The organism is Streptomyces sp. NPDC041784, from assembly GCF_055591025.1.
Genome location: NZ_JBVJAB010000042.1, coordinates 15,855 through 41,725 on the forward strand (window position 1 = coordinate 15,855; position 25,871 = coordinate 41,725).

Below are 25,871 nucleotides of genomic sequence, written 5' to 3' on the forward strand. Positions count from 1 at the left end.
GGCAGAAGCCGCGGTGCAAGCTGCGCAGAAGCCGCTACTGGGGCCCGTACTTACGGCCGGTCTTCGAGGAGATCCCGCCCAGCAGCGACCGCGGCGTCACCTTCACCAGCCCCATCAGCGCCTTGTACCGCGGATCGGGGATCGACAGCGACTTGCCGCGCGCCAGGTCCGCCAGCGCCGCCGCCACCAGCTTGTCCGCGTCCAGCCACATCCAGCCGGGGATGTTGTCCGTGCCCATCCCGGCCCGCTCGTGGAACTCCGTGCGCACGAACCCCGGGCACAGCGCCATCAGCCGCACCCCGCTGCCCGCCAGGTCCCGCGCCGCGCCCTGCGTGAACTGCACGACCCACGCCTTCGACGCCCCGTACGTCCCGCGCGGCACGAACGCGGCCACCGAGGCCACGTTGACCACACCGCCGCGCCCGCGCTCCCGCATCGCCTCGGCCGCGGCCGAGGTCAGCCGCAGCACCGCCTCGCAGTGCACCTTGAGCATCTTCAGCTCGTCGGCCATGGACACGTCGAGATAGTGGCCCTTGTTGCCGAAGCCCGCGTTGTTGATCAGCAGGTCGACGGGGTTCTTGCGGTCGCCGAGCCGGGCGGCCACCGCGTCGATGCCGGCGTCGGTGGCGAGGTCGGCGGTGAGCACCTTCGCCTCGATGCCGTGCCGGTCGTGCAGTTCGGTCGCCTGCTCGCGCAGCCGCTTGGTGTCCCGTGCCACGAGGACGAGATCGTGCCCGTCCGCCGCCAGTCTGCGCGCGAACGCGGCGCCGATTCCCGCGGTCGAACCCGTAATGAGAGCCGTTGTCATGGCAGAAGGTTAGTGACCCGGACTGCGCGCGTCCGTTCTCTGCACGCGCCCTCCCGAAGGTGAAGGCGACGTGGGCGGCCCCGTCGCGACGCGCGCGCCGCGGCCCCCGCCATGGCTCGGCGAAGGCCGTCCGCGCCCAGTCGCCCTGACGGTCGCTCAGCCGCCGTACCGCTCCACGTACTTACGGGCCGCGGCCCGAGCCTCGGGGTGCAGGGCCTCGCCCGCCGCCAGCAGCCGGGGCAGCAGCTCGCGGTGGGTGGTGGTGGCCTGGAACTCCATCCGGGCCGTCACCTCGTGCTCCGGGACGTGGACGATCTCGATCGCGTCCCCCGCGCGGATCTCGCCCGGCGCGATCACCCGCAGGTACGCGCCCGTCGCCGCCTTCGCGGTGAACCGTCTGACCCAGCCCTTCTCGCCCACGTGCCCCTGGAAGGTGCGGCACGGGATCCGTCCGGAGGTCACCTCCAGCACCACCTCCGGACCTATCCGCCAGCGCTCGCCGATCCGCGCCCCCGAGACGTCCAGCCCCGTGGTGGTGAGGTTCTCGCCGAACGCGCCGTTGCCCAGCGGGCGCCCCAGTTCGCGCTCCCAGTCGTCGAGGTCCTCGCGCGCGACGGCGTACACCGCCTGGTCGTCGCCGCCGTGATGGCGCAGGTGGCACACCGCGTCCCCGGCGAGACCGCTGCCCGCGACGCCCTTGGGGCCGGGCGCCGCGACCCGTACCGGCCCCTCGGCCGGCCGCTTGTCGATGCCGGTCACGCCCTGCGGGTTGTCGGTGTAGGGCACGGCCTTCGGGCGCCCCAGGTTGACTGACAGAAGCCTCATAACGGCACGGTACGGGACCGCTGATCAAAGTGTCGACGCATTTTTCGACGCCGTACCCAAGCTGGGCTTATGCTCGGAGAATGATCGAGGCCCGTCATCTCCGTGTGCTGCGCGCCGTCGCCGCCACCGGCTCGTTCTCGGCCGCCGGGCGCGAGCTGGGCTGCACCCAGCCGGCCGTCAGCCAGCAGATGAAGGCCCTGGAGGCGTCGGTCGGCACGCCCCTGCTGGTGCGCAGCGGCCGTGAGATGCGGTTGACCCAGGCCGGCGAGGCCCTCGTACGGCACGCGGTCGGCATCCTCTCCGGGCTCACCGCCGCCGAGGAGGAGGTCGCCGCCATCGCCGGACTGCGCGCCGGCCGGGTCCGCCTCGTCTCCTTCCCCAGCGGCAGCTCCACCCTGGTCCCCACCGCGCTGGCCGCCCTGCGCGCCGCGCACCCGGGCACCCGCGTCTCCCTGGAGGAGGCCGAACCGCCCGAGTCGGTCGACACCCTGCGCAACGGCGACTGCGATGTCGCGCTCGCCTTCCACTACCCGCGCGCGGGCGCCGCCGCCGAGTGGGAGGACCTGGTCGTACGGCCGCTGCTGGCGGACCGTCTGGTCGCGCTCGTCCCCGAGCGGCACCGGCTCGCGCGCGCGGAGACCGTCGCCATCGGCGAACTCGCCGCCGAACCGTGGATCGCGGGCTGCCCGCGCTGCCGCGGCCAGCTGGTGGAGGTGTGCGAACGCGCGGGCTTCACGCCCCGTATCGACTTCGCCACGGACGACTACCCGGCGGTGGTCGGCCTGGTGGGCGCCGGCCTCGGCGTGGCCGTCCTGCCCCAGCTCGCCATCGAGTCCGTACGGCCCCGTGGCGCACGCGCGGTGCGGCTGGAACCGGCGGTCCGGCGGGAGATCGTCGCGCTGACCCTGCCCGACCTGGCCCAGGTGCCGGCGGTGGCGGCGACGCTGGAACAGCTGGAGCGGGCGGCCGCGCGCCCCTGACCGGGGCCCGGCCGGACATAGAAAACGGCGGGCACGCGCGTGTGCCCGCCGTTCTCAGGAACTCCGCAGCCCTCACAGGAGCGTGCAGAAACGTTCCTTCATGTGTTCGAGGCGGTGTCTCTCGCGCCCGACGACGCCGACACCAGACGGTTGCGCGCCCGTCCCATCAGCTCCTCACGCTCGTCCTCGGTCAAACCGCCCCACACGCCGTACGGCTCGCGGACCGCCAACGCGTGTGCCGCGCACTGCGCGCGGACCGGGCACCTCATGCAGACCTCCTTGGCCGAGTTCTCTCGAGCGCTCCGAGCCGCCCCGCGCTCGCCCTCCGGATGGAAGAAGAGCGAGCTGTCCACCCCGCGGCAGGCGGCCAGGAGCTGCCAGTCCCACAGGTCCGCGTTCGGTCCGGGAAGGCGGGAGAAATCTGCCATTGCGTGACCCCTTGTAGCCGTTCTGAGCGGATACGGTGCCCACGACCGTACAACTACGATCTAAGGAGATGAAAATATGACTCATTGCGAATCTAGCCTCAGACACCAGCTAAAGGGAAGAAATGGCGCCAAATGGGGCATGGGTTGTGATGAAAGATTGAGGGTCCGCGCGGCTGCCTCCACCGTGTCCGCCCCCTCACGTAGAGTGCCGAAGAGTGCACGTAGCCCCGTAACTCTTTCGAGTGACCGTCGTTGAGAGTGCGAGGCGGTTGAAAACACAAACGCTCGGGCAGGCGTCCGAGACGGTCGACCGCACAGGTGACGATTTCGTACCAGCCTGGAGGCACAAGGTGACGCGCATCAGCTGCGGAGGGCGGCCATGACATCCGTCCTCGTCTGCGACGACTCCCCGCTTGCCCGAGAGGCGCTCCGCCGCGCGGTCGCGACCGTGCCCGGCGTCGAGCGCGTGACGACGGCGGCCAACGGCGAGGAAGTCCTCCGCCGCTGGGGTGCCGACCGCTCGGACCTCATCCTGATGGACGTACGCATGCCCGGACTGGGCGGCGTCGAGACCGTACGGCGGCTGCTCTCCGCCGACCCCGGGGCCCGCATCATCATGCTCACGGTCGCCGAGGACCTCGACGGCGTGGCCCTCGCGGTCGCCGCCGGCGCCCGCGGCTATCTGCACAAGGACGCCTCGCGCGCGGAGCTGCGCGCGACCGTCACCCAGGCCCTCGCCGACCCGACCTGGCGCCTGGCGCCCCGCCGGCTGCGCTCGGCCGAGATGGGCGCCGCGCCCACGCTCACCGCGCGTGAGATCCAGGTGCTCGAGGGCATGAGCCACGGCCGCTCCAACGCGGAGATCGGCCGTGAGCTGTTCCTCTCCGAGGACACCGTCAAGACACACGCCCGACGCCTGTTCAAGAAGCTCGGCGCCTCGGACCGCGCGCACGCCGTGGCGCTCGGCTTCCGGTGGGGGCTGGTCCGTTAGGACCCGTCCCCACGGTCCGGGCCCCCGCGGTCCCGGACCGGCGCGCGGGCGGCGCACCGCTCGGCCGTCCGGTGGACCGGGCCGGTGTCGGGGGTGCCGTCGGTCACTCAGCGGAGGGAGCGGGGGTATGAGTGAACCTCCCTGCTCAGGCGGGGTCGAAGGCTCGGGGGAGAACCCCGCCTGCCGTGCGGCGGGCGGGGGTGGCGCGGGGCCGCGTCGGATGCCCGCTGCTCGTTTCGCCGCGGATGCCGCATCCTTGAGGTGTGGAGTTCCTCGGGAACGAGTCGGTCGAGCGGAAGCGGAGGGCGCAGGGGATGACTTCCGGCGCACCTGCTCATAACGCTTCGGTGCACAACGACGGGCACGGTGCCGCGGACGAAAGTGCCGCAGTGCACCATGGACCGATGCGCGACGACGAGGCGGTCACCACCGTGGGCACCATCGGGGCACTCGTCCACCGCGCAGTGGACGGCGACGAGCAGGCCACACACGACCTGCTCGCCCACGTCCATCCGCTGGCGCTGCGTTACTGCCGCACCCGGCTGTCCCGGCTGCCCGGAGACGCGCGCCACTTCGTGGAGGACCTCGCCCAGGAGGTCTGCGTGGCGGTTCTCCTCGCCCTGCCCCGCTACCGGGACACGGGCAGGCCCTTCGAGGCCTTCGTCTTCGCCATCGCCGCCCACAAGGTCGCCGACCTCCAGCGGGCCGCCATGCGCCACCCCGGCTCCACGGCGGTCCCCTCGGACGAGATGCCGGAGCGCCCCGACGACTCCCTCGGCCCCGAGGAACGCGCCCTGCTCAGCAGCGATGCCGAGTGGGCCAAGAAACTGCTGGCCAACCTGCCCGAGAACCAGCGGGAGCTGCTCCTGCTGCGCATCGCGGTGGGCCTGACGGCCGAGGAGACCGGACAGATGTTGGGAATGTCACCCGGAGCGGTCCGGGTCGCCCAGCACCGTGCGCTGAGCCGGCTGCGCGCGCTCGCCGAGCAGTAGAGGAGCCCCCGGCTGCCTTCGGTTTCGGCGCTTTCCGAGAAGAACGACCGCCGATTCCGTATGAACATACGAAGCCCGGAAGGGTGTCGGACCGTGGAATTCGGGGGGTGCACTTCCCGTTAGCATGGACATCCGCACCGATCAAGGCCATTTGGGGAAGGTGTCATGACTGCCAACGTCGACGGAGTGCCCGGTAAATTCGCAACCCTCGGGCTGACCTACGACGACGTGCTGCTGCTGCCGGGCCCGTCGGACATGGCTCCCGACGAGATCGACACCGCCTCGTACGTCTCCAAGAACGTGCGGGTGAACATCCCGCTGCTCTCCGCCGCCATGGACAAGGTCACCGAGTCGCGCATGGCGATCGCGATGGCCCGCCAGGGCGGCGTCGGCGTTCTGCACCGCAACCTCTCCATCGAGGACCAGGCCAACCAGGTCGACCTGGTGAAGCGCTCCGAGTCCGGCATGGTGGCCAACCCGATCACCGTCCACCCGGACGCCACGCTCGGCGAGGCCGACGCGATCTGCGCCAAGTTCCGCATCAGCGGCGTCCCGGTCACCGACGCCGGCAAGAAGCTGCTCGGCATCGTCACCAACCGTGACATGGCCTTCGAGACGGACCGCACCCGCCGGGTGCGCGAGGTCATGACGCCGATGCCGCTGGTCACCGGCAAGGTCGGCATCTCCGGCGTCGAGGCCATGGAGCTGCTGCGCAAGCACAAGATCGAGAAGCTTCCGCTGGTCGACGACGAGGGTGTCCTCAAGGGCCTGATCACGGTCAAGGACTTCGTCAAGGCCGAGAAGTACCCGAACGCCGCCAAGGACGCCAAGGGCCGTCTGCTGGTCGGCGCCGCGGTCGGCGTGGCCGGTGACGCCTTCGAGCGCGCCCAGGCCCTGATCGAGGCGGGCGTCGACTTCATCGTCGTCGACACCGCGCACGGCCACTCCCGCCTGGTCGGCGACATGATCGCCAAGATCAAGTCGAACTCCTCCGGCGTGGACGTGATCGGCGGCAACGTCGCCACGCGTGACGGCGCCCAGTCCCTCGTCGACGCCGGCGCGGACGCCATCAAGGTCGGTGTCGGTCCGGGCTCCATCTGTACGACCCGGGTGGTCGCCGGCATCGGCGTCCCGCAGGTCACCGCCATCTACGAGGCCTCGCTGGCCGCCCGGGAGGCCGGTGTCCCGGTCATCGGCGACGGTGGCCTCCAGTACTCCGGTGACATCGCCAAGGCCCTCGTCGCGGGCGCCGACACCGTGATGCTGGGCTCGCTGCTCGCCGGCTGCGAGGAGTCCCCGGGCGAGCTGCTGTTCATCAACGGCAAGCAGTTCAAGTCGTACCGCGGCATGGGCTCGCTGGGCGCGATGCAGACCCGCGGCGAGCGCAAGTCGTTCTCCAAGGACCGCTATTTCCAGGAGGGCGTCGCCTCCGACGAGCAGCTGATCCCCGAGGGCATCGAGGGCCAGGTGCCCTACCGCGGCCCGCTCTCCTCGGTCGTCCACCAGCTGGTCGGCGGCCTGCGCCAGTCGATGTTCTACGTCGGCGGCCGGACCGTGCCGGAGCTCCAGGCCAACGGCCAGTTCGTCCGGATCACCTCGGCGGGTCTGAAGGAGTCCCACCCGCACGACATCCAGATGACCGTCGAGGCGCCGAACTACAGCCGCCACAAGTGAGCCGTACGCGCGCGTGAAGCACCACGAGGGCGGCCCCGGAACGCACCGGGGCCGCCCTTGTCGTGCCCGTCGGCGATACTGGAAGACGCTGAACGCATCAGGGAAAGGCCACACACGTGACTGAGATCGAGATCGGGCGCGGCAAGCGCGGCCGCCGGGCGTACGCCTTCGACGACATCGCCGTCGTCCCCAGCCGCCGTACGCGGGACCCGAAGGAGGTCTCGATCGCCTGGCAGATCGACGCCTACCGCTTCGAGCTGCCCTTCCTGGCCGCCCCCATGGACTCGGTCGTCTCCCCGGCCACCGCGATCCGCATCGGCGAACTCGGCGGCCTCGGCGTCCTGAACCTCGAGGGCCTGTGGACGCGCTACGAGGACCCGCAGCCGCTGCTCGACGAGATCGCCGGGCTGGACGCGGACACCGCGACCCGCCGCCTCCAGGAGATCTACGCCGCTCCCATCAAGGAGGAGCTGATCGGCGCACGCCTGAAGGAGGTGCGCGACGCCGGCGTGGTCACGGCGGCCGCGCTCTCCCCGCAGCGCACGGCCCAGTTCTCCAAGGCCGTGGTCGACGCCGGCGTGGACATCTTCGTCATCCGCGGTACGACGGTCTCGGCGGAGCACGTCTCGGGCTCGCACGAGCCGCTGAACCTGAAGCAGTTCATCTACGAGCTGGACGTCCCGGTGATCGTCGGCGGCTGCGCCACCTACACGGCCGCCCTGCACCTGATGCGCACCGGCGCGGCGGGCGTCCTGGTCGGCTTCGGCGGCGGCGCCGCGCACACCACGCGCAACGTGCTCGGCATCCAGGTCCCGATGGCCACGGCCGTCGCGGACGTGGCGGCGGCCCGCCGCGACTACATGGACGAGTCCGGCGGCCGGTACGTGCACGTGATCGCGGACGGCGGTGTCGGCTGGTCCGGCGACCTGCCCAAGGCCATCGCCTGCGGTGCCGACTCGGTGATGATGGGCTCGCCCCTCGCGCGCGCGACCGACGCGCCGGGCAGGGGCCACCACTGGGGCATGGAGGCAGTCAACGAGGAGCTGCCGCGCGGCAAGAAGGTCGACCTCGGCACGGTCGGCACCATCGAGGAGGTCCTCACCGGTCCGTCCCACACCCCGGACGGCTCGATGAACTTCTTCGGCGCCCTGCGTCGCGCCATGTCCACCACCGGCTACAGCGAGCTGAAGGAGTTCCAGCGCGTCGAGGTGACGGTCGCGGACTCGGTGCACCGCCGCTAGGGGCGTCGGCACGCACACGCGTGAGGGCCCGTCCGTGGGAACGGACGGGCCCTCACGCGTGTGTGCCGTGGGTGGGTGTTACGCCGCGGCCTTCTTCGCGCCGGAGAACGCGGCGAACGCGCCGATCGCGAGGAAGACGAAGGTCAGCGGGTCGGCGTCCTCGCTCCAGGCCTCGGTGATCAGGCCGAAGTGCTCGGTGAAGACGGTGGTCGCGGAGACCCCGGCGAGGTCGGCCATGATCAGGGCGATGCCGATGATCTGGCCCAGGTAGACCGCGCCCAGGGAGAGCACCGCGCTCACGACGGGCAGCACCGGGTTGGCGCCGCCGACCTTGCCGGCCGCGAGGCCGACGAGGAAGCCGACGCCGACGGCCGCGTAGCCGATCTCGTACTTGGTGGTGCCCACGATGCCGCCGTAGATACCGGCGGTGACCAGGGCCACCACGACGGCGGTGAGGATGCCCAGGGCGACGTTGCCCTGGCGCGGCGCGGCCGGGTAGGGCGGGGGCACCGCGCCCGCCGGGACGGCGCCCGGCTGCTGGGCGAAGGGGTTCCCGCCGGCGGCCGGCGCGGGGTACGGGGCCGCGGTGGCGCCCGCGGGCGGCTGGGCGTCCGGGGCCGGCTGGGCGTACGGGTTGCCGTCGACGGGCTGCGGCTGCGGCTGGGACGGGGACGGCGGCGGAGTTGACTCGGTCATGACAGGATCCCCCCACGGGACGAGCGAAAGAGAGCGGCGACTGAGCGGTGGTGTCCACGCACGCGTGTGCGAGAAGTCGCCGCAGAGTAGCAGGGCATCGCCGCCCTCTTCATCCGCGATTTTCCGGGGATCTCGCACGCTCAGAGCCGGTGCGCGGCCCCCGTGGGAGTGGCTCCCCGGGTGTCCAGCAGCAACTGGGCCTTCACGGAGAGACCTTGGAGGTCGTACGTGCGGTGCTGCTGGAGCAGGATCGTCAGGTCGGCGTCGGCCGCCGCCTCGTAGAGCGAGTCGGCGCGCGGGACCGGGCGGTCCAGCACGCTCCAGGACGGGACGTGCGGGTCGTGGTAGCTGACGGAGGCGCCCAGCTCCATCAGCCGGATCGCGATCTCGTGCGCGGGGGTGCCCTGCCGGTCGGCGAGGTCGGGCTTGTAGGTGACGCCGAGCAGCAGCACACGGGCGCCGCGGGCCGACTTGCCGTGCTCGTTGAGGAGCGCGGCGGCGCGCTGGACGACGTACCGCGGCATCCGGCTGTTGACCTGCTGGGCGAGTTCCACCATGCGCAGCGGGCTGCCGGGCTGGCCGGTGCGGTCCAGGGGGACGGAGTGGCCGCCGACGCCGGGTCCGGGGCGGAAGGCGTGGAACCCGAACGGCTTGGTCTCCGCGCAGCGGACGACGTCCCACAGGTCGACGCCCAGGTCGTGGCAGAGGACGGCCATCTCGTTGACCAGCGCCATGTTCACATGGCGGAAGTTGGTCTCCAGGAGCTGCACGGTCTCGGCCTCCCGCAGGCCACGCGCGCGTACCACCTTGTCGGTGAGCCGTCCGTAGAACGCGGCTGCCGACTCGGTGCAGGCGGGGGTCAGCCCGCCGATGACCTTCGGCGTGTTGGCCGGCGTGAAGGCGCGGCTGCCCGGGTCGACCCGGCTGGGGGAGTACGCCAAGTGGAAGTCGCGGCCCGCGCGCAGACCGGACGCCTCCTCCAGTAGCGGCCGCAGCAGGTCCTCCGTCGTCCCGGGGTACACGGGCGACTCCAGGATGACGGTGGTGTGCGGGCGCAGCCGGGCGCCCAGGGTGCGGGCGGCCGCCTCCACCTGGCCGAGGTCGAGCCCGCCGTCCGCGTCGCGCGGGGTGGGGGCGCAGATGACGGCGGTGCGCACCCGGCCCAGCTCGGCGGGGTTGGTGGCGTGCCGGAAGCCCCCCGAGAGCATCCGGCGCAGTTCGGCGGGGCTGAGGGAGCCCGCCTCGGGGCCGGTCCGGTAGCCGAGCGTGGGGATGCCGGTGGCCACCGCGGCCTGGGCCAGGGGCAGGCCCAGCGGGCCGAGTCCGATGACGGCGAGATCTGCGGGCATGGCGTGGGCCGTCCTTCCCAATAACCGAAGCGGGACAGGTGCGCAAGCCCTGTGGACAGGACGGGCGAGCGCAATGTCAGACTAGGAGTAAATATGACCGTTATGCGGGATTGATCGGCTGTGTTGATCTGCTGTTTTGATCTGCGGTTTTGACCGGCTTGTCTGCCGACGGGCCCGCTGGGGTTCCGTGAGAGTTGTCCACAGGCTGGGGGCGAGTGGTGGCTGAAGCGGGGCAACACGGTCAGAATTTGGGCAGGGGTGGTACGGGACGGGCCTCGCCCTGACGGGTGCGGCCGCGTGACGGACAGCGGGAGGCAGCGGTGAGGACAGCGACACTGGGGCCGGAGCGGCGAGCCGAGTCACTGGCGGCCATGGCCGAGCGCGAGCTGGACATTCTGGTCGTGGGAGGCGGTGTGGTCGGCGCGGGCACCGCCCTCGACGCCGTGACCCGCGGCCTGTCCACCGGCCTGGTCGAGGCACGCGACTGGGCCTCGGGCACGTCGAGCAGATCCAGCAAGCTGATCCACGGCGGCCTGCGCTATCTGGAGATGCTCGACTTCGCCCTCGTCCGCGAGGCCCTGAAGGAACGCGGACTGCTGCTGGAGCGGCTCGCTCCACATCTGGTGAAGCCCGTGCCGTTCCTCTATCCGCTCCAGCACAAGGGCTGGGAGCGCCTGTACGCCGGCTCGGGCGTCGCGCTCTACGACGCGATGTCCATGGCCCGCGGCCACGGCCGGGGCCTGCCGACGCACCGCCACCTGACCCGCCGTCACGCCCTGCGCATCGCCCCCGCTCTGAAGAAGGACGCCCTGATCGGCGCGTTGCAGTACTACGACGCTCAGATGGACGACGCCCGTTACGTCGCCACCATGGTGCGCACCGCGGTGTCCTACGGCGCGCAGGCCGCCAACCGCGCGCGCGTGACCGGGTTCCTGCGCGAGGGCGAACGGGTCGTCGGCGCACGCGTGCAGGACGTCGAGGCGGGCGGGGAGTACGAGGTCCGCGCCCGGCAGATCGTCAACGCCACCGGCGTGTGGACCGACGACACCCAGGCGATGGTCGGGGAACGCGGCCAGTTCCACGTCCGCGCCTCCAAGGGCATCCACCTCGTCGTGCCGAGGGACCGCATCAGCTCCTCCACCGGGCTGATCCTGCGCACCGAGAAGTCCGTGCTGTTCGTCATCCCCTGGGGCCGGCACTGGATCGTCGGTACGACCGACACCGGCTGGGACCTCGACAAGGCCCACCCGGCCGTCTCCAGCGCCGATATCGACTATCTGCTGGAACATGTGAACTCGGTGCTCGCGGTACCGCTGACCAGGGACGACGTCGAGGGCGTGTACGCCGGCCTGCGGCCGCTGCTGGCCGGTGAGTCGGACGCCACCAGCAAGCTGTCGCGCGAGCACACCGTGGCCCACCCCGTGCCCGGGCTGGTCGTGGTCGCGGGCGGCAAGTACACGACCTACCGGGTGATGGCCAAGGACGCCGTCGACGAGGCGGTGCGCGGGCTCGACCAGCGGGTCGCCGAGTGCGTCACGGAGGACGTGCCGCTGCTGGGCGCGGAGGGCTACCACGCGCTGTGGAACGCGCGAGCGCGGATCGCCGCGCGGACCGGACTGCACGTGGTCCGGGTGGAGCATCTGCTGAACCGGTTCGGCTCGATGGCGGAGGAGTTGCTCGATCTCATCGCCGCGGACCCGTCGCTGGGCGAGCCGATGCAGGCCGCCGACGACTATCTGCGCGCCGAGATCGTGTACGCCGCCTCGCACGAGGGCGCCCGCCATCTCGACGACGTGCTGACCCGGCGCACCCGTATCTCCATCGAGACCTTCGACCGGGGGACGCGCAGCGCCCGGGAGGCGGCCGAGCTGATGGCTTCGGTGCTGGGCTGGGACAAGGACCAAGTCGAGCGCGAGGTCCAGCACTACGAGAAGCGGGTGGAGGCGGAGCGCGAATCCCAGCTCCAGCCGGACGACCTGACGGCGGACGCGGCGCGGTTGGGGGCGCCGGACATCGTGCCGTTGTAGCCGGTTGATCGGTGGGTGCGTGTGCGTGCGTCTGGGTTCCTGGGTGCCCTGGGTTCCTGGGTGCCCTGGGTACGGGAGTGCTTGGGTGCCTGGGTGCGGGAGTGCGTGACTCCGTTACGACGTCACGGCGTCACGGCGTCACGGCGTCACGGCGTCACAGAGTCACAGCGCCAGCGTCACTCGAACGAGTGTCGTGAACCGGGATCTCCGTTCGGAACCGGCTCGTTCTAAGGGGTGCGAGGGCAGAACTCGGCGGCGAGCAGGGCCGGTTCGAGGCCGGGGTCCGCCATCGCCGTCGTGTTCACCCGAAACGTGAGGACACGCCGGCCGTCGAGGGTGACCGCGGTGCGTACGTAACTGCCCGAGATCCGGCCGTTGTGCCCCCACACCGTGACGCCGCACGGAAGCCTCGTGGGGAACAGCCCCATGCCGTACGAGCCTTGTGCGGCACGGGTGTCGAGCATCTCCCGCAGCTGTCGTGCGGGCAGCAGCTCACCGCCGAGCAGTGCCGCGTAGAAGCGGTCCAGGTCGGCGAGCGTGGTCACCAGCTCGCCCGCGGCCCCGGCCACCCGCGGGTCGAGCACGGTGGCATCGCTTCCGTCCGTGTCGTAGGCGCGGCCGTGCGGCGTCGGGAGTTCGGTGCGGGATCCGGGAAAGGAGGTACCGGTCAGACCCAGCGGAGCGATCACGCGCCGCTCGGCCTCCGTGGCGTACGAGCGGCCGGTGACCTGTTCGACGACCAGGCCGAGCAGGACGTAGTTGGTGTTGGAGTAGGCGAATCGGCCGCGGTCGGCCGGAGGGTGGGTGAGTGCGATTCGGACGGCTTGACGGGGAGTCACGGGCGTGGTGCCCCCGGTGTCCCGGGTGAAGTCGTACAGGCCGCTGGTGTGGTTGAGCAGGGAACGAAGGGTCAGCGCGCGCCCGTCGTTGCCGGCTCCGCGCACCAGGCCGGGCAGGTGCGTCTCCACCGTGTCGGACAGGGACAGCCGGTGTTCGGCGGCCAATTGGAGCACCACGGTCGCGAGGAAGGTTTTGGTGATGCTGCCGGCCCGGAAGTGGTCGGCCCGGGAGATGCCCGGCCCCGCCTCGGCGTAGCGGGTGCCGGCCTCCTCACGGGCCAGCAGAGCCGCGGCGGGGGCGCCGCCCTGGCTGACGAGCAGGGGGACGAGGGTGTCCGTGGGCGGGACCGTGGTGGCCTGGGACCCGGTCGTGGTCAGGCCGAGGAGGACCATGGCCACGGGCGTGGTCAGCAGGCTCCGCAGTGGTGGCGGCACGGGCTCTCCTCTCCTGGCCGGGCCATCATGCAGGGCGACCCGGCGCGGACTTCACGCGGGGCCGCGGCGGGGGCTGATGGTGGGCCGAGGCGGGTGCTGACGCTGGGCTGAGCCGGGTGCTGGCCGAGTGCTGGGCGGGGGCTGACGGTGGGCTGGGGCGGGGTCCGCGGCTGGGGTGCGCGGTGGCCAGGTGTGGGGCCGAGTTGGGTGTGAGGCAGTGCCTGAGACCGGGCCCGAGACCGGGTCCGAGGTGGGCTGGCCGGAGTGTGCTGCACCTTCTGGCCGGAATGCTCCCCTCCTGGGGTGCGGTGAGGGGCACCCTGGGCGTCGGGCACTTGTCGGGTGAGGGACAATGGAGGCTCTGTCAGGGCGGGTTGCATGAGGGGACGCATGTCGGAGGCGGAGCGGGCGGGGACATCCCGTCAGGACAAGAGCGCACGTCTCCTCGCCGGGCGGTACCGGCTGGGAGACGTACTCGGCCGCGGCGGCATGGGGACGGTGTGGCGAGCCGAGGACGAGACCCTCGGGCGCACGGTCGCCGTCAAGGAGCTGCGGTTCCCGGGGAACATCGACGACGACGAGAAGCGCCGACTGATCACACGGACGCTGCGCGAGGCCAAGGCCATCGCGCGGATCCGCAACAACAGCGCGGTCACGGTCTTCGACGTGGTCGACGAGGACGACCGGCCGTGGATCGTGATGGAACTCGTCGAGGGCAAGTCCCTCGCCGAGGTCATCCGCGAGGACGGCGTGCTGGAGCCGAGGCGCGCGGCCGAGGTCGGGCTCGCCATCCTCGACGTGCTGCGCTCGGCGCACCGCGAGGGCATCCTGCACCGTGACGTGAAGCCGTCCAACGTGCTCATCGCCGAGGACGGCCGGGTCGTGCTCACCGACTTCGGCATCGCCCAGGTCGAGGGCGACCCGTCCATCACCTCCACCGGCATGCTCGTCGGCGCGCCCTCCTACATCTCCCCGGAGCGGGCCCGCGGGCACAAGCCGGGACCGGCGGCCGACCTGTGGTCGCTCGGCGGGCTGCTGTACGCGTCGGTCGAGGGCTCGCCCCCCTACGACAAGGGTTCCGCCATCGCGACGCTCACCGCGGTGATGACCGAACCGCTGGAGGAGCCCAAGAACGCGGGTCCGCTGAGGGACGTCATCTACGGGCTGCTCACCAAGGACCCGGCGCGGCGGCTCGACGACGCGGGTGCGCGGGCGAAGCTCAACGACGTGCTCCACGCGCCCGACCCCAAGGACGCCGAGCCGGCGGACGCGACGAAGGTCGTGCCGCTGCCGGCGCAGCCGGGTGGCTCCGAGGGCCGGGGGAGTTCGGTCGGCGAGGCGGGCGTGAAGCTGCGCGGGGCGCTGCGTTCCGTGCGCAAGGCCGCCGTCGCGGCGGGCGCGGCCACCACCGCGGCCGCGTCCCGGAACAAGTCGGGGAACGGCACGGCGACTTCCGCTTCCGTGGGGACGGACGAGACGCGGCGGGGTGTCGGTGGGGCGGGTACGTCGTCCACGGCGGCGTCCTCGTCGCCCGCGTCGGCGCCCGCGTCCTTGGGCAAGGCCCAGGGTGCGGCCTCGCCCTCGGCGACGACCTCGGCCATGCCTTCGAGCGCGGCTTCGAACGCGGCTACGCCTTCGGCCGGGTCCGCGGCGGGCTCCGGTGCCCGTCCTGGTTCCGGCTCTGGTTCCGTCTCCGGCTCCGGTTCTGGTTCCGCTGCCGCTGGGGCCGCCGGGGCCGACCTTGGTACCGGTGGTACCGGTGGGCGGAGTTCCGGGTGGCCCGTGATGACACCGCCGGATCTGCCGCCGCGGCCGGTCCCGAGGGCGCCGCTGACCGACGTCGTGCCCAAGCGGACGCTGGTCATCATCGCCGTGGTCGTGGCGCTGGCGGTGCTCGGCACCGTGCTGGGCCTCATGTACGGCGGCGGTGACGACGACAACGCGGGCGGCTCGGGGAGCGGCGGCACCAAGACGGTGGCCAGCGGCAGCGCGAGCGCCGACACCAAGGAGGACGAGAACGGCGGGACCGGCGCCGACGGATCCGCTTCGGACTCCGCCACCACCGGCACCACGCCCAGCGGCGGCGCCACCACGGCCGGCGGCGCCGGGTCGGACGTCTCCGCCACCGAGGAGAGCCAGGCCGCGTCGACCCACAAGGGCGGCCAGGGGTACTCCATCGGGCTGCCCACGGGGTGGAAGTTCCAGTCCTCGGACTCCGCGGGAGACCGGTTCGCCGGTCCCGACGGGCAGCGGCTGCTCGTCGCCTGGACGACCACGCCCAAGGACGACCCTGTCGCCGACTGGAAGAACCAGGAGCGCTACATGACGCGCTCGCAGTACAAGAAGATCCGAATAGAGGCGGTGGACTACCGCGGCTGGAACACGGCCGACTGGGAGTTCACCTACCAGGAGAGCGGCACCAAGTACCGCACCATCGACCGCGGGTTCGTCGTCAGCGACAGCCAGGGGTACGCGCTGATGTACACGGCGAAGGCCGCCCAGTGGGGGTCCGACCTGCGGGAGTCCACCTGGAAGACACTGACGGACACCTTCACGCCGAAGAAGTAGCAGCGGTTCAGGGGGTGTTCGGGCCGCGTTCGAAGCGGGATATCTGGGCATCCCCTCTCTGGGCTTGCCTCCGGCACGTATCGTGAGTGGCTGCGGACCGTACGCGTCCAGCGGTACGGCTGGATACGGCCGAATGCGGTCCAATACGGCCGACTACGGCTGGAACGGCGCGCAGGACGAACGGATGTGACCGACCAGGTGGCCGGGGGAGGCAATGTGGACGACTACGCGGGTCGGGTGCTCGCCGACCGCTACCGCCTGCCGCTGCCGCCGTCGGACGAGTACGAACTCACCGAGACACGCGCCTTTGACACCTACAGCGGACAGGAAGTCCTGGTCCGGCAGGTGCCGTTGCCGGAGGTCGTCGAGGCCGAGGTGCTCGACGCGGAGGGGCTGCCCGCGGGGTTCACGGCGCGTGAGCGCGCGGCGGGGCGGCCGGGTGCCCGCCCGGGAGCCGGCGCGGGGCCGCGCAGGCCCGCCGATCCCGTCGTACGGCGCGCCGTCGAGGCGGCACAGGCCGCCGCGAGCATTCCCGACCATCCCCGGCTGGACCAGGTCTTCGACGTGTTCGCCGAGGGCGGTTCGCTGTGGATAGTGAGTGAACTGGTGGCCGCGCGGCCGCTCGCCGCACTGCTCGCCGAGCAGCCGCTGACGCCGTACCGGGCGGCCGAGGTCGCCTCCGACGTGCTCATGGCGCTGCGGGTGCTGCACGCGCACGGCTGGGTGCACCGGAACATCACCGCGCGCACGGTCATGGTCTGCGACGACGGACGGGTCATGCTGACCGGGCTGGCGGTCGGCGCCGCGGAAGAGGCGCTGTGCGGGTACGACCCGGTGCCGGTGGAGGAGGGCGACGCGCCCGGGGCCGTGGGGCGGGGTTCCGTGCCGGTGCCCGGAGCTGGCGGTCCCGCGGGTCCCCGGCCCGGCCTCACGGCAGGTCCCGCCTCGGGCCCCGCGATCGGCGCTGTGGGCGGTCCGGGCGGGACCGGCGGTGTCGGTGGCTCGGTGGATCCCGAGGCCGCTCGGCGTGCCGCCATCGAGGCGCGGGCGGCCGGCGGGCTGCCGGGGCCCGTGGGGGAGCAGCCGAGCGCGGGCGGGCCGTCGGGAGCGGTGGCCCGCAGGGCGGCCGTGGAGAGCGGCGATGACATCCGTGCCGCGCGGGCCGGTGCGATCGCCGCGTACCGTGCGGGGGCGCGGGCCGCAGCCCGGGTCCAGGAGGCCCAGCAGAACGGGCGGGCGGCCCTGCCCGGGGCCCGTACCCCGGCCGACAGCGACAACGGAGCGGGAGCGGTGACCCCGTCGCCGTACGGGACGCCCGGCACCGGCCCGGGCGGTACGCCTCCCGGCACTGTCGCCGCCCCGTACGGCACCGCCCCCTACGGCGCCCCCGGCACGCCCCCCGGCCAGATCGCCGACCCGTACGGCGTACGAGGCGCGCCGGGCCGGGCGGGGTACTCGCCCGCCTCCGCCCCCGCCCCGGCACCCGCCGAAGCACCCCCCGGCACCCGCTGGGACGACCTGGTCGCGGCCGGAGCGTCCACTGGCGTTCCCGTGGCTCCCGAGGTTTCCGTCGCCCCCGTGCCCCCCTCCGCGCCCGGCGCGTCCCCCCGGCGAGGCCCCGCCACCGCCCTCGCCGCCGAGCGGGCGCGGCAGGCGCGGATGGCCGTGGTCGGGCCGGTCACCGAGCGCTGGGCGCCGGAGCAGGCCGGTCCGGTGCACGAGAACTGGCAGCTGGCCGCCCCGATCGGTCCCGCGACCGACCTGTGGGCGCTCGGCGCGCTGCTCTTCAGGGCCGTCCAAGGGCATGCGCCCTACCCGGAGGAGTCCACGGCCGAGCTGGTGCAGATGGTGTGCGCCGAGCCGCCCGCCTTCGCCGAGGAGTGCGGTCCGCTGCGGCCGGTCGTGGAGTCGCTGCTGCGCCAGGACCCTACCGAGCGGCTCGACTTCGAGGAGCTGCGCGGCTGGCTGCGCTCGCTGGTGCGGTCGGCACCGGAGGCGGAGGCGGGGACGTACGTCGTCGCCGCGCCGCCCGCCGATCCCAGCCGACTGCCGATCGTGCGCCGCAAGGGCGAGCTGGTGCGCAGGCGGCGCGCCGGGCTGCCCGCGGCCGGCGCGCACGGGCGGCACAAGCGGGCCCGGCGGGAGACCGGCGGTTCGCCGCGCAGCCTCGGCCGCACGCTGTTGCTGTTCATACTGCTGGCGCTGGCCGCGGCGATCGCGTACGCCCTGCTGTTCATGCCCAGGACCGACGAGGACGGGGCGGCCGGGACCGGCGCCACCCAGCCGGCCGGGGCGTCCGCCCCACCGGCCGGCCAGGCGCCCGAGGCGAGCAGCGAACCCCGGCCCGACCAGACCACGCCGGGCTCCGGGAGCGGCTCGTCGGCGTCGCCCGACGACGGCGCACCGACGGAGTCCGGCTCCGACGTGGCGGACGGGTTCACCGTCCGCGAGGACGAGGCCGGTTTCCAGGTCGCCGTCGCCAACGGCTGGGACCGCACGCCGAAGAACGGGCGCGGCCAGGTCGTGTACGCGCACGGCGACTTCGAGCTGATCGTCGTACCCGGCCGGGACAGCGCGTCCGCGAACGGCAGCGACCCGATGGTGTACCAGCGGGAGAAGGAGAGCGAGCTCCAGCCGTACCGCGACTCCAGCTGGGCGACGGCCTCCGGGCTGCGCACGACGACGGTGGGCACGCGGACCATGGCCGAGGGCCAGTTCACCTGGAGCGATGGCGGCCGTGAGCTGTATGTGCGCAACGTGGCGATCCTCATCGACGGGCGTTACCACGTCGTACAGGTCCGCGGTCCGGAGGCGGAGCGGGACGAGGTGACGCGGCTCTACGAGCAGGCGGCGGCCAGTTACCAGTACACCGGCTGAGCCGCATCCAGCACACCGGCTGAGCCGCATCCAGCACACCGGCTGAACCCATCCGCCCCATTGGTTCCCGGTAAGTGGCAGAAGCGACAACCGTCACAGTGCGGTCTCCTTGGGACCCCGATGGTTCCCCGGTTGCCGCCCGATCCTTACGCTGACCCTGTCAAGAGCATTGCGGGGCAACGTGAATCAGATGCAGGGCCTGCTCGTCGCGGGCCGCTACCGGCTGGCCGACGCCATCGGCAGCGGCGGCATGGGCCGTGTGTGGCGCGCGCACGACGAACTGCTGCACCGGGCCGTCGCGATCAAGGAGCTGACCGCCGCTCTCTACGTCTCCGAGAGCGACCGGGAGCGGCTGCTCGCACGCACCCGGGCGGAGGCCCGCGCGGCCGCGCGGATCAACCACTCCGCCGTGGTCACCGTGCACGACGTGCTGGAACACGACGGCCGCCCGTGGATCGTGATGGAGCTGGTCGAGGGCCGCTCGCTGGCCGACGCGGTCAAGGAGGACGGACGGGTCGAGCCCGCCGAGGCGGCCCGGGTCGGCCTGTGGGTGCTGCGCGCCCTGCGCGCCGCGCACACCGCCGGCGTCCTGCACCGCGACGTCAAGCCGGGCAACGTGCTCCTCTCCGACGACGGCCGCGTGCTCCTCACCGACTTCGGCATCGCCCAGATCGAGGGCGACAACACCATCACCCGGACCGGCGAGGTCGTCGGCTCGGTCGACTACCTGGCCCCCGAGCGGGTGCGCGGGCAGGACCCCGGCCCGTCCTCCGACCTGTGGGCGCTCGGCGCGACGCTGTACACGGCGGTGGAGGGGCGCTCGCCCTTCCGGCGGACCTCGCCGCTGTCCACGCTCCAGGCCGTGGTCGAGGAGGAGGCCGTCGAGCCGCGGAACGCCGGCCCGCTCGGCCCCGTCATCGCCGCCCTGCTCCGCAAGGACCCGGCCACCCGCCCCGGCACCAGTGAGGCCGAACAGCTCCTCGCCGAGGCGGCGGAGGGCCGCGCCCCGAGGGGGGCGCAGGCCTTCGTGCCGACCCAGTTCGGCGGCCCGGACGGAGCGACGAACGGCACGGGGACGCCGTACGGCTCCACCGGCACGGGAACGGCGTACGGCTCCACCGGCGCGGGAACGCCGTACGCGTCCGACGGCACGGGGACCGCGTACGCCTCCCACGGTGGCGGGACCCCGTACGCCCCCGAGACGGCGACCTCCGCCCCCAACGGTCCGACGGTCGTCGGCCCCGCGCACACCACCACCCAGGACCCGGCGCACGCGCCCACGCACATCGGCCCGCACGCCCCCGCGCGCCCCTCGCGCCGCCGCAGACTGCGCACCCTGGCGCTCGTGGTCGCCGTGGCCGCGCTGGTCGGCGGCGGAACGGCGGTGTTCCTCCAGCAGTTCGACGGGTTCGGGACACCGGCCGAGGGGTCCACCTCCGCCGCCACCTCGCCGAGCGCCTCCACCACCGGCACCCCCGGCGAGCCGGGCGCCGCGGACTCCTGGGTGCCGGTCACCGACCCGCTCGGCTTCGGGCTCTCGCTGCCCAAGGGCTGGCAGCGGGAGGTGTACCAGGACGACGGCGACCTCAAGCAGATCGACTACACACCCGACGGCGGCGAGCACTTCGTCCGGATCGCCGTCGACTCCTCGCCCGACTTCGACGACCCGTACGCCCACCAGAAGGACCTCGAGCAGCAGCTCCAGCGGCTGGTCGACTACGAGACGGTCACCCTGGAGAAGAACGTCTACCGCGACCGCCAGGGCTCCGAGTGGGAGTACACGTGGACCGCGCTGGAGAAGGACACGGAGTTCCCCGGGCCGCGCCGGGCGATCGAGGAGACGTACATCTCCCGCGACGGCACGGAGTACGTGATCTACATGTCGTCCCCGGCGAAGGACTGGGCGACGACCGCGGAACAGTTCAAGTCCGTGCTCCGGAGCTGGCGGGAACCGGGCGCCTCCTGACCGGGGTTGGCCGGTCGGTGACCCGGAGGCCGGGCGTCCGTTGGGGCATGATGGGCGCATGGGGACCGAGGGGGACGCCGTCCGGGTCATCGCGGGCCGTTACCGGCTGGAGGCGAGGCTCGGGCGCGGCGGCATGGGCGTCGTGTGGCGCGCGACGGACCAGCTGCTGGGACGGCGTGTCGCGGTCAAGGAGCTGATCCAGGACGACACGCTCTCCGCCGAGGAGGCCCGCGGCCGCCGGGACCGCACGCTGCGCGAGGCCCGCGCGGTCGCCCAGCTCAGCCACCCGCACATCATCGTCGTGCACGACGTCGTCGAGGACGGCGAACGGCCGTGCATCGTCATGGAGCTGATCGACGGCGGCTCGCTCGCCGACCGGATCGCCGAGCAGGGCCCGATCGGGGCGGACGAGGTGGCCCGGATCGGCATCGCCCTGCTGGGCGCCCTGCGCGCCGCGCACGCGGCCGGTGTCCTGCACCGCGACATCAAGCCCGCGAACGTCCTGCTCGACGGCGACAGCGACCGGGTCGTCCTCACCGACTTCGGTATCGCGCAGGTCGCGGGCGCCACCACGCTCACCGAGACCGGGTCGTTCGTCGGCTCGCCCGAGTACACCGCGCCCGAGCGGATGTCGGGGGCGCGCACCGGTCCCGAGTCCGACCTGTGGTCGCTGGGCGCGCTGCTGTGCACCGCGCTGAGCGGCGAGTCGCCGTTCCGGCGCGACTCGCTGGGCGGCATCCTGCACGCCGTCGTCTTCGCCGAGATCCGTACGCCCGCGCAGGCCGCGCCGCTCCTGCCCGTCGTACAAGGGCTGCTGGAGCGCGATCCCGAGCGGCGGCTGGGCGCGGCGGAGGCGGAGCGGATGCTGCGCGCCTTCCGGGAGACGGGGCGTACGCCGCCGCCGGTGACGTCCGGATACACGCCGACCCGGGCCGACCTGCCGCGGACGCCGCCGCCCCCGCCCGCCCGGGAGCGGTCGCCGCACGGTGTGCTGGTGGCCGCGCTGCTGGTCGCCGCGATGGCGGGCGCGGGAGTGTCGGCGGCGGCACTGCTGGTGAACCGGGACGGGGACGGGGGCGGTGGCTCGCCCACGAGTTCGGCGTCCCGGGAGACGACCAGCGCGGCGCCGGGCCCGACCGCGAGCAGCTCACCGGGCGACCCGGCCTCGGCCACGCCGCCTCCGAGCGCGACCCGCACCACTCCCACCCCCACGGCCACGCCCACCACCACCCCAACCCCCGCTCCTGCCTCGGACGACCACTCCACCGCCCCCTCCGGCTACCGCCTCGCCGACGACCCCGCCGGTTTCTCCCTCGCCGTCCCGGACGACTTCACCCGGGTGCCCCAGGGCGAGCGGGTCTTCTACATGTCACCGGGGGACACCGTCCGCCTCGGCATCAAGATCGGGGACCCCGAGCCCGGCGGCCCCCTCGGCGTGATGGAACGCGCGGCCGCCGAGGGCCCGGACACCAACCCCGGCTACCACGACGGCAAGGTCACCGAGACCGTGCACGCCGGAAACCCGGCCGCCTTCTGGGAGTTCACCTGGAACGGCTTCAGCGCGGCCGAGGGCGCCCGGCACACCTACGACCTGTGCTGGGAGGCGAACGGCCGGCTGTACGACGTGTGGGTGTCGGCGCCGGTCGGGAAGGTGCGGGAGGCACGGGAGTACTTCGACGTGGCGATCGACACGTTCACAGTCCGGTAAAAGGTGCATAAGGAGCGCTACGGGTCACGGGTCTGTGACCGGTGTCCCCGCCCGGTGGATACCGGCCTGCCTGGCGCGATATGGATGGAACCATGAGCCACAACGGGGGAGTCGGCCACGAGTCCGACGAGACGACGAGTTTTGTTCTGCAACCGCCGAACCCTCAGCCGGCCGTGCCGCCCCAGCAGCCCGCCCCCGCACAGGAGCCGGGCACCGGGCGGCTCATCGCGGGCCGCTACCGCCTGCTCGCCAAGCTCGGGCACGGTGGGATGGGCACGGTGTGGCGCGCCAAGGACGAGACGGTGGACCGCGAGGTAGCCGTCAAGGAACCCCGCGTCCCGGACCACCTTCCCGAGCGGGAACGGGCCAACGCGTACGAGCGGATGCGGCGCGAGGCACGGGCCGCGGCCCGGCTCGACCACCCGGCCGTGGTGAACGTGCACGACGTCGCGGTCGTCGACGGCCGGCCGTGGATCGTGATGGAGCTGGTCCACGGACGCTCCCTCGGCAGCGCCCTCCAGGAGGGCACGCTCAGCGCGCGCGAGGCCGCCCGGATCGGCCTGGAGGTGCTCGGCGCGCTGGAGGCCGCGCACGCGGCGGGCATCCTGCACCGGGACGTCAAGCCGGACAACGTCCTGCTCGGCCGGTACGACCGGGTCGTCCTCACCGACTTCGGCATCGCCCAGATCGAGGGCGAGACGAACCTCACCGACACCGGCGGCTTCGTCGGCTCGCCCGAGTACATCGCCCCGGAGCGGGTATTGGGCCAGCGCCCCGGCCCGGCGTCCGACCTGTGGTCCCTGGGCGTCGTGCTGTACGCGGCGACGGAGGGCGTGTCGCCGTTCCGTCGCAGCAACACGCCGGCCACCCTCCAGTCCGTCCTGAACGCCGCGCCCGCGCCGCCCGCCGCCGCGCAGGGCCCGCTCGCCGAGGCCGTCAACGGCCTGCTGGAGAAGGACCCCGCACGCCGTCCGGGGGCCGCGCGGGTACGCGCCCTGCTGGAGGCCGCCGCGAACCCGCCCGCGCCGCAGCCGGCGACGCCCACCGAGATCGTGCGGCACGTCGAGGTGCCGGTCGCGCGCCGCCGGTTCGGCCGTACGGCGTGGATCGGGCTCGGCGCCGCGGTCGTCGCGGCGGCGGTGACGGCGTACCTGGTGCTCGCCGACCCGTTCGCCGGGCCGCTGCCGGACGACTGGAAGACGGCCCATGAGAAGGACCTCACCGCCACGCTCGCTGTCCCTGACGGCTATGAGCGGGCCGTGCCTGAGCGGGACTCGGACGACAGCCACTGGGTCAGCTACACCGACCCCAGCGGCGCGGTCTCCGTCGTGCTGGCGGTGGCCCGCAAGGCGGAGGACACCGGCAACGAGATCAAGCCGTCCGCGGCCGCCGAGATGTACGCGGACGACGCCAAGTTCAAGGAGAGCGGCAGCTACGCCCTCGACATGCCGGAGGGCGTGAAGACCGAGACCGAGGGCAGCCTGGACTTCCAGGGCCAGAAGGCCGCCGCGAACACCGTCCCGTACACCACCGACGACTCCCAGGACCCGCGCCCCCGCGAGCTGCGGATCTTCTACTACAAGTCCTCCGCCGGCGACATGTACAAGCTCACCGTCGCCTACCCCGGCAAGGGCGACTTCACCGAACGCGGCCGTGAGGTGGCCCGCACGGCCATCGCCAACCTGGAACTCGACAAGCTCTGACGGCGCCGGGGCGGCGGGGTGACGACGACCGTGGTAGTCATGGGACATGAGCGACGACGGTGACCCCGGAGGTGCCAACAGCCGTACGGTCGGCGGCCGTTACCGGCTCCTCGAACGCATCGGCACCGGCGCCGCGGGTACCGTCCGACGGGCCCGTGACACGCTCACGGAGCGCGAAGTCGCCGTCAAACAGCCCTGGTTGCCCGGCGACCCCGAGGACGAGGCCCACCGGCGGGCCGTCCACCGCCTCTACCACGAGGCCCGCGCGGCGGCCCGCATCGACCATCCCAGCGCCGTCACCATCCACGACGTGGTGGTGGAGGGCGCCGAGGCGGACGGCGGACCGCCCTGGATCGTCATGGAGCTGGTCCCCGGCGAGTCCCTGCGCGAGGTGCTGGCCCGCGGTCCGCTCGACCCGGCCGAGACCGCCCGGATCGGCCTCGCCGTCCTGGGCGCCCTGCGCGCCGCGCACGCCGTCGGGATCGTGCACCGCGATGTGAAACCGGCCAACGTCCTGCTCGGCCCCGAAGGCCGGGTCGTCGTCACCGACTTCGGCACCGCGCACCCCCGGGGCGAGGAGCCCTGGGACGTCACCGGCGAGTCCGTGGGCGCCCTGGAGTTCCTCGCCCCCGAGCATCTGTCCGGACGCGGCGCCGGCCCCGCGTCCGACCTCTGGTCCCTCGGCGCCCTGCTGTACGCCGCCGTCGAGGGCACGTCACCGTTTTCCCGTACGAGCCCGGAGGCCACGGCCGCCGCGATCCTCGCCGCGGCCCCACCCGAACCGCGACGGGCCGGCCCGCTCGGCCCGCTCCTCCTACGGCTCCTGACCCGCGATCCGGAGCTACGGCCGGACGCGGCGGACGTGGCGGGGGAGTTGGCGGGGGTGGCGGGAGAGCCGGCGGGAGTGACAGGGGAGCCGAAGCAGGAATCGAAGCCGGAACCGGAACCAAAACCGGAACTGGAACCAAAACCGGAGCCGGAACCAAAACCGGAGCCGGAACCGGAAAGCACGCGCACTCCCAGCCCGACGACCCCCACCCGAATACCCCTCCACCACCGCCCCCTCCACCACCGCCCCCTCCACCACCGCCCCCTCCCCCTCACGCTCCTCACCCTCCTCCTCGCCGGCGGCGCCTGGCTGGGCTCGGCCTTCCGCGGGGAGCCCGACAGCGGGGCCGCTCCGCAGGCGGCCATCTGGGTCACGCACCCGGAGCCCGCCATGAGCGCCGTCCTCACCCTCCCGACCCGCTACCGGGAGTCCGCCCGGCGCGGCGGCGGGGCCGCGCAGCCCCGGCTCGTGGTCTACTCGGCCGGCTCCGTCGACGTACGCCTCACGCAGTGGGACCGGGCCCCCGCCGACCCGATGGCCCGCGCGGCCGAGGCGCGCAGGGCCTGGAGCGGCCAGGACGCCGATGCCCGCACCCGCGCCACCCGCACCACCTTCCACGGCTACGAGGCCGCCCTCGCAGACACGACCTACCGGATGGCCGAGTCCCCGACCCGGGTCATGGAACTGTTCGTGCGCACCGACGACAGCCGGATGTACGAGCTGCGCGTCGACATGCCGAAGGGGACGGCGGCGGAGCGGCAGGGCACGACGGTGTTCGAGGAGGCGCGCGACCGGCTGGAGATCGAGAACGGCTGAAAATCCGGGTACAAGGTCCTGATCAGCAGGTTTGTTGCCAGTGAACACTGGCACTGTGTGTGCGGTCGGTGAATCCCTATTACCCGCGGGTACCCAAAGTCCTTCCCGCGTCATACCCT

General features: G+C 72.8%; 18 protein-coding genes. 12 read left to right on the top strand and 6 right to left on the bottom strand.

The features are described from left to right. Positions 1 to 34: 34 nt before the first annotated feature. Together ACZ6D7_RS43040 and ACZ6D7_RS43045 are read right to left on the bottom strand one after the other, a co-directional pair. Positions 35 to 808 (bottom strand): SDR family NAD(P)-dependent oxidoreductase, encoded by a 774-nt coding sequence (locus tag ACZ6D7_RS43040; protein ID WP_469503267.1) that lies wholly within the window; start codon positions 806 to 808, stop codon positions 35 to 37. A 156-nt stretch (positions 809 to 964) separates the two neighbouring features. Next, positions 965 to 1,633 (bottom strand): MOSC domain-containing protein, encoded by a 669-nt coding sequence (locus ACZ6D7_RS43045; protein WP_469503269.1) that lies wholly within the window; start codon positions 1,631 to 1,633, stop codon positions 965 to 967. Between the two features lie 80 nt (positions 1,634 to 1,713). On the opposite strand from ACZ6D7_RS43045, the gene ACZ6D7_RS43050 reads away from it, so the two are divergent. After that, a complete protein-coding gene (locus tag ACZ6D7_RS43050; protein WP_469503272.1) occupies positions 1,714 to 2,613 on the top strand; it encodes a LysR family transcriptional regulator in 900 nt (299 codons plus the stop codon). Between the two features lie 98 nt (positions 2,614 to 2,711). Here the strand turns inward: ACZ6D7_RS43050 and ACZ6D7_RS43055 are convergent, their stop codons facing one another. Next, entirely contained in the window at positions 2,712 to 3,041 is a 330-nt protein-coding gene (locus tag ACZ6D7_RS43055) for a WhiB family transcriptional regulator (protein ID WP_057584636.1), read from the bottom strand. A gap of 379 nt (positions 3,042 to 3,420) precedes the next feature. Here ACZ6D7_RS43055 and ACZ6D7_RS43060 point away from each other — a divergent pair, with 379 nt between their 5' ends. From ACZ6D7_RS43060 to ACZ6D7_RS43075, 4 genes are all read left to right on the top strand, one after another. Further along, positions 3,421 to 4,032 carry a response regulator transcription factor gene (locus tag ACZ6D7_RS43060; RefSeq protein ID WP_003948568.1) on the top strand — a complete coding sequence of 204 codons (612 nt, stop codon included), beginning with the start codon at positions 3,421 to 3,423 and terminating at the stop codon, positions 4,030 to 4,032. 404 nt (positions 4,033 to 4,436) lie between these two features. After that, a complete protein-coding gene (locus tag ACZ6D7_RS43065; RefSeq protein WP_469503274.1) occupies positions 4,437 to 5,024 on the top strand; it encodes a sigma-70 family RNA polymerase sigma factor in 588 nt (195 codons plus the stop codon). 165 nt (positions 5,025 to 5,189) lie between these two features. Then, the gene (gene guaB / locus ACZ6D7_RS43070) at positions 5,190 to 6,698 is read left to right on the top strand and encodes an IMP dehydrogenase (protein WP_469503276.1); all 1,509 of its coding nucleotides are present in this window, start codon (positions 5,190 to 5,192) and stop codon (positions 6,696 to 6,698) included. 116 nt (positions 6,699 to 6,814) lie between these two features. After that, the gene (locus ACZ6D7_RS43075; protein WP_469503279.1) at positions 6,815 to 7,939 is read left to right on the top strand and encodes a GuaB3 family IMP dehydrogenase-related protein; all 1,125 of its coding nucleotides are present in this window, start codon (positions 6,815 to 6,817) and stop codon (positions 7,937 to 7,939) included. Positions 7,940 to 8,017: 78 nt separating this feature from the next. Here ACZ6D7_RS43075 and ACZ6D7_RS43080 read toward each other — a convergent pair whose 3' ends face one another. Both ACZ6D7_RS43080 and ACZ6D7_RS43085 read right to left on the bottom strand, forming a co-directional pair. Beyond that, the gene (locus ACZ6D7_RS43080) at positions 8,018 to 8,635 is read right to left on the bottom strand and encodes a hypothetical protein (RefSeq protein WP_469503281.1); all 618 of its coding nucleotides are present in this window, start codon (positions 8,633 to 8,635) and stop codon (positions 8,018 to 8,020) included. 140 nt (positions 8,636 to 8,775) lie between these two features. Further along, positions 8,776 to 9,984: a nucleotide sugar dehydrogenase gene (locus ACZ6D7_RS43085; RefSeq protein ID WP_469503284.1), complete on the bottom strand. Its 1,209-nt coding sequence runs from the start codon at positions 9,982 to 9,984 to the stop codon at positions 8,776 to 8,778. A 320-nt stretch (positions 9,985 to 10,304) separates the two neighbouring features. On the opposite strand from ACZ6D7_RS43085, the gene ACZ6D7_RS43090 reads away from it, so the two are divergent. Then, positions 10,305 to 12,011: a glycerol-3-phosphate dehydrogenase/oxidase gene (locus tag ACZ6D7_RS43090; protein ID WP_469503287.1), complete on the top strand. Its 1,707-nt coding sequence runs from the start codon at positions 10,305 to 10,307 to the stop codon at positions 12,009 to 12,011. 227 nt (positions 12,012 to 12,238) lie between these two features. On the opposite strand, the gene ACZ6D7_RS43095 is transcribed toward ACZ6D7_RS43090, so the two are convergent. Continuing rightward, positions 12,239 to 13,243 (bottom strand): serine hydrolase domain-containing protein, encoded by a 1,005-nt coding sequence (locus ACZ6D7_RS43095; protein ID WP_469503323.1) that lies wholly within the window; start codon positions 13,241 to 13,243, stop codon positions 12,239 to 12,241. Between the two features lie 432 nt (positions 13,244 to 13,675). Between ACZ6D7_RS43095 and ACZ6D7_RS43100 the strand changes: the two genes are divergently transcribed. The 6 genes from ACZ6D7_RS43100 to ACZ6D7_RS43125 all read left to right on the top strand — a co-directional run bounded on the left by ACZ6D7_RS43100 (position 13,676) and on the right by ACZ6D7_RS43125 (position 25,752). Then, positions 13,676 to 15,853: a serine/threonine-protein kinase gene (locus ACZ6D7_RS43100; protein ID WP_469503291.1), complete on the top strand. Its 2,178-nt coding sequence runs from the start codon at positions 13,676 to 13,678 to the stop codon at positions 15,851 to 15,853. A 186-nt stretch (positions 15,854 to 16,039) separates the two neighbouring features. Next, positions 16,040 to 18,730, top strand: coding sequence for a protein kinase (locus tag ACZ6D7_RS43105; RefSeq protein ID WP_469503293.1), 2,691 nt, complete (start codon positions 16,040 to 16,042; stop codon positions 18,728 to 18,730). 190 nt (positions 18,731 to 18,920) lie between these two features. Further along, positions 18,921 to 20,696 carry a serine/threonine-protein kinase gene (locus ACZ6D7_RS43110; RefSeq protein WP_469503295.1) on the top strand — a complete coding sequence of 592 codons (1,776 nt, stop codon included), beginning with the start codon at positions 18,921 to 18,923 and terminating at the stop codon, positions 20,694 to 20,696. Positions 20,697 to 20,754: 58 nt separating this feature from the next. Next, positions 20,755 to 22,404 carry a serine/threonine-protein kinase gene (locus tag ACZ6D7_RS43115; RefSeq protein WP_469503298.1) on the top strand — a complete coding sequence of 550 codons (1,650 nt, stop codon included), beginning with the start codon at positions 20,755 to 20,757 and terminating at the stop codon, positions 22,402 to 22,404. Between the two features lie 92 nt (positions 22,405 to 22,496). After that, positions 22,497 to 24,107, top strand: coding sequence for a serine/threonine-protein kinase (locus ACZ6D7_RS43120; RefSeq protein WP_469503301.1), 1,611 nt, complete (start codon positions 22,497 to 22,499; stop codon positions 24,105 to 24,107). A 46-nt stretch (positions 24,108 to 24,153) separates the two neighbouring features. After that, positions 24,154 to 25,752, top strand: coding sequence for a serine/threonine-protein kinase (locus ACZ6D7_RS43125; RefSeq protein WP_469503303.1), 1,599 nt, complete (start codon positions 24,154 to 24,156; stop codon positions 25,750 to 25,752). Positions 25,753 to 25,871 lie beyond the last annotated feature (119 nt).

What these genes read in the sequence shown, in the direction of transcription:
- ACZ6D7_RS43085 (WP_469503284.1), bottom strand. Translation starts at nt 9,984, where the DNA reads ATGCCCGCAGATCTCGCCGTCATCGGACTCGGCCCGCTGGGCCTGCCC.
- ACZ6D7_RS43095 (WP_469503323.1), bottom strand. Translation starts at nt 13,243, where the DNA reads ATGGTCCTCCTCGGCCTGACCACGACCGGGTCCCAGGCCACCACGGTC.
- ACZ6D7_RS43040 (WP_469503267.1), bottom strand. Translation starts at nt 808, where the DNA reads ATGACAACGGCTCTCATTACGGGTTCGACCGCGGGAATCGGCGCCGCG.
- ACZ6D7_RS43115 (WP_469503298.1), top strand. Translation starts at nt 20,755, where the DNA reads ATGGGGACCGAGGGGGACGCCGTCCGGGTCATCGCGGGCCGTTACCGG.
- ACZ6D7_RS43050 (WP_469503272.1), top strand. Translation starts at nt 1,714, where the DNA reads ATGATCGAGGCCCGTCATCTCCGTGTGCTGCGCGCCGTCGCCGCCACC.
- ACZ6D7_RS43055 (WP_057584636.1), bottom strand. Translation starts at nt 3,041, where the DNA reads ATGGCAGATTTCTCCCGCCTTCCCGGACCGAACGCGGACCTGTGGGAC.
- guaB (WP_469503276.1), top strand. Translation starts at nt 5,190, where the DNA reads ATGACTGCCAACGTCGACGGAGTGCCCGGTAAATTCGCAACCCTCGGG.
- ACZ6D7_RS43045 (WP_469503269.1), bottom strand. Translation starts at nt 1,633, where the DNA reads ATGAGGCTTCTGTCAGTCAACCTGGGGCGCCCGAAGGCCGTGCCCTAC.
- ACZ6D7_RS43110 (WP_469503295.1), top strand. Translation starts at nt 18,921, where the DNA reads ATGCAGGGCCTGCTCGTCGCGGGCCGCTACCGGCTGGCCGACGCCATC.
- ACZ6D7_RS43060 (WP_003948568.1), top strand. Translation starts at nt 3,421, where the DNA reads ATGACATCCGTCCTCGTCTGCGACGACTCCCCGCTTGCCCGAGAGGCG.
- ACZ6D7_RS43125 (WP_469503303.1), top strand. Translation starts at nt 24,154, where the DNA reads ATGAGCGACGACGGTGACCCCGGAGGTGCCAACAGCCGTACGGTCGGC.
- ACZ6D7_RS43100 (WP_469503291.1), top strand. Translation starts at nt 13,676, where the DNA reads ATGTCGGAGGCGGAGCGGGCGGGGACATCCCGTCAGGACAAGAGCGCA.
- ACZ6D7_RS43065 (WP_469503274.1), top strand. Translation starts at nt 4,437, where the DNA reads ATGCGCGACGACGAGGCGGTCACCACCGTGGGCACCATCGGGGCACTC.
- ACZ6D7_RS43120 (WP_469503301.1), top strand. Translation starts at nt 22,497, where the DNA reads ATGAGCCACAACGGGGGAGTCGGCCACGAGTCCGACGAGACGACGAGT.
- ACZ6D7_RS43080 (WP_469503281.1), bottom strand. Translation starts at nt 8,635, where the DNA reads ATGACCGAGTCAACTCCGCCGCCGTCCCCGTCCCAGCCGCAGCCGCAG.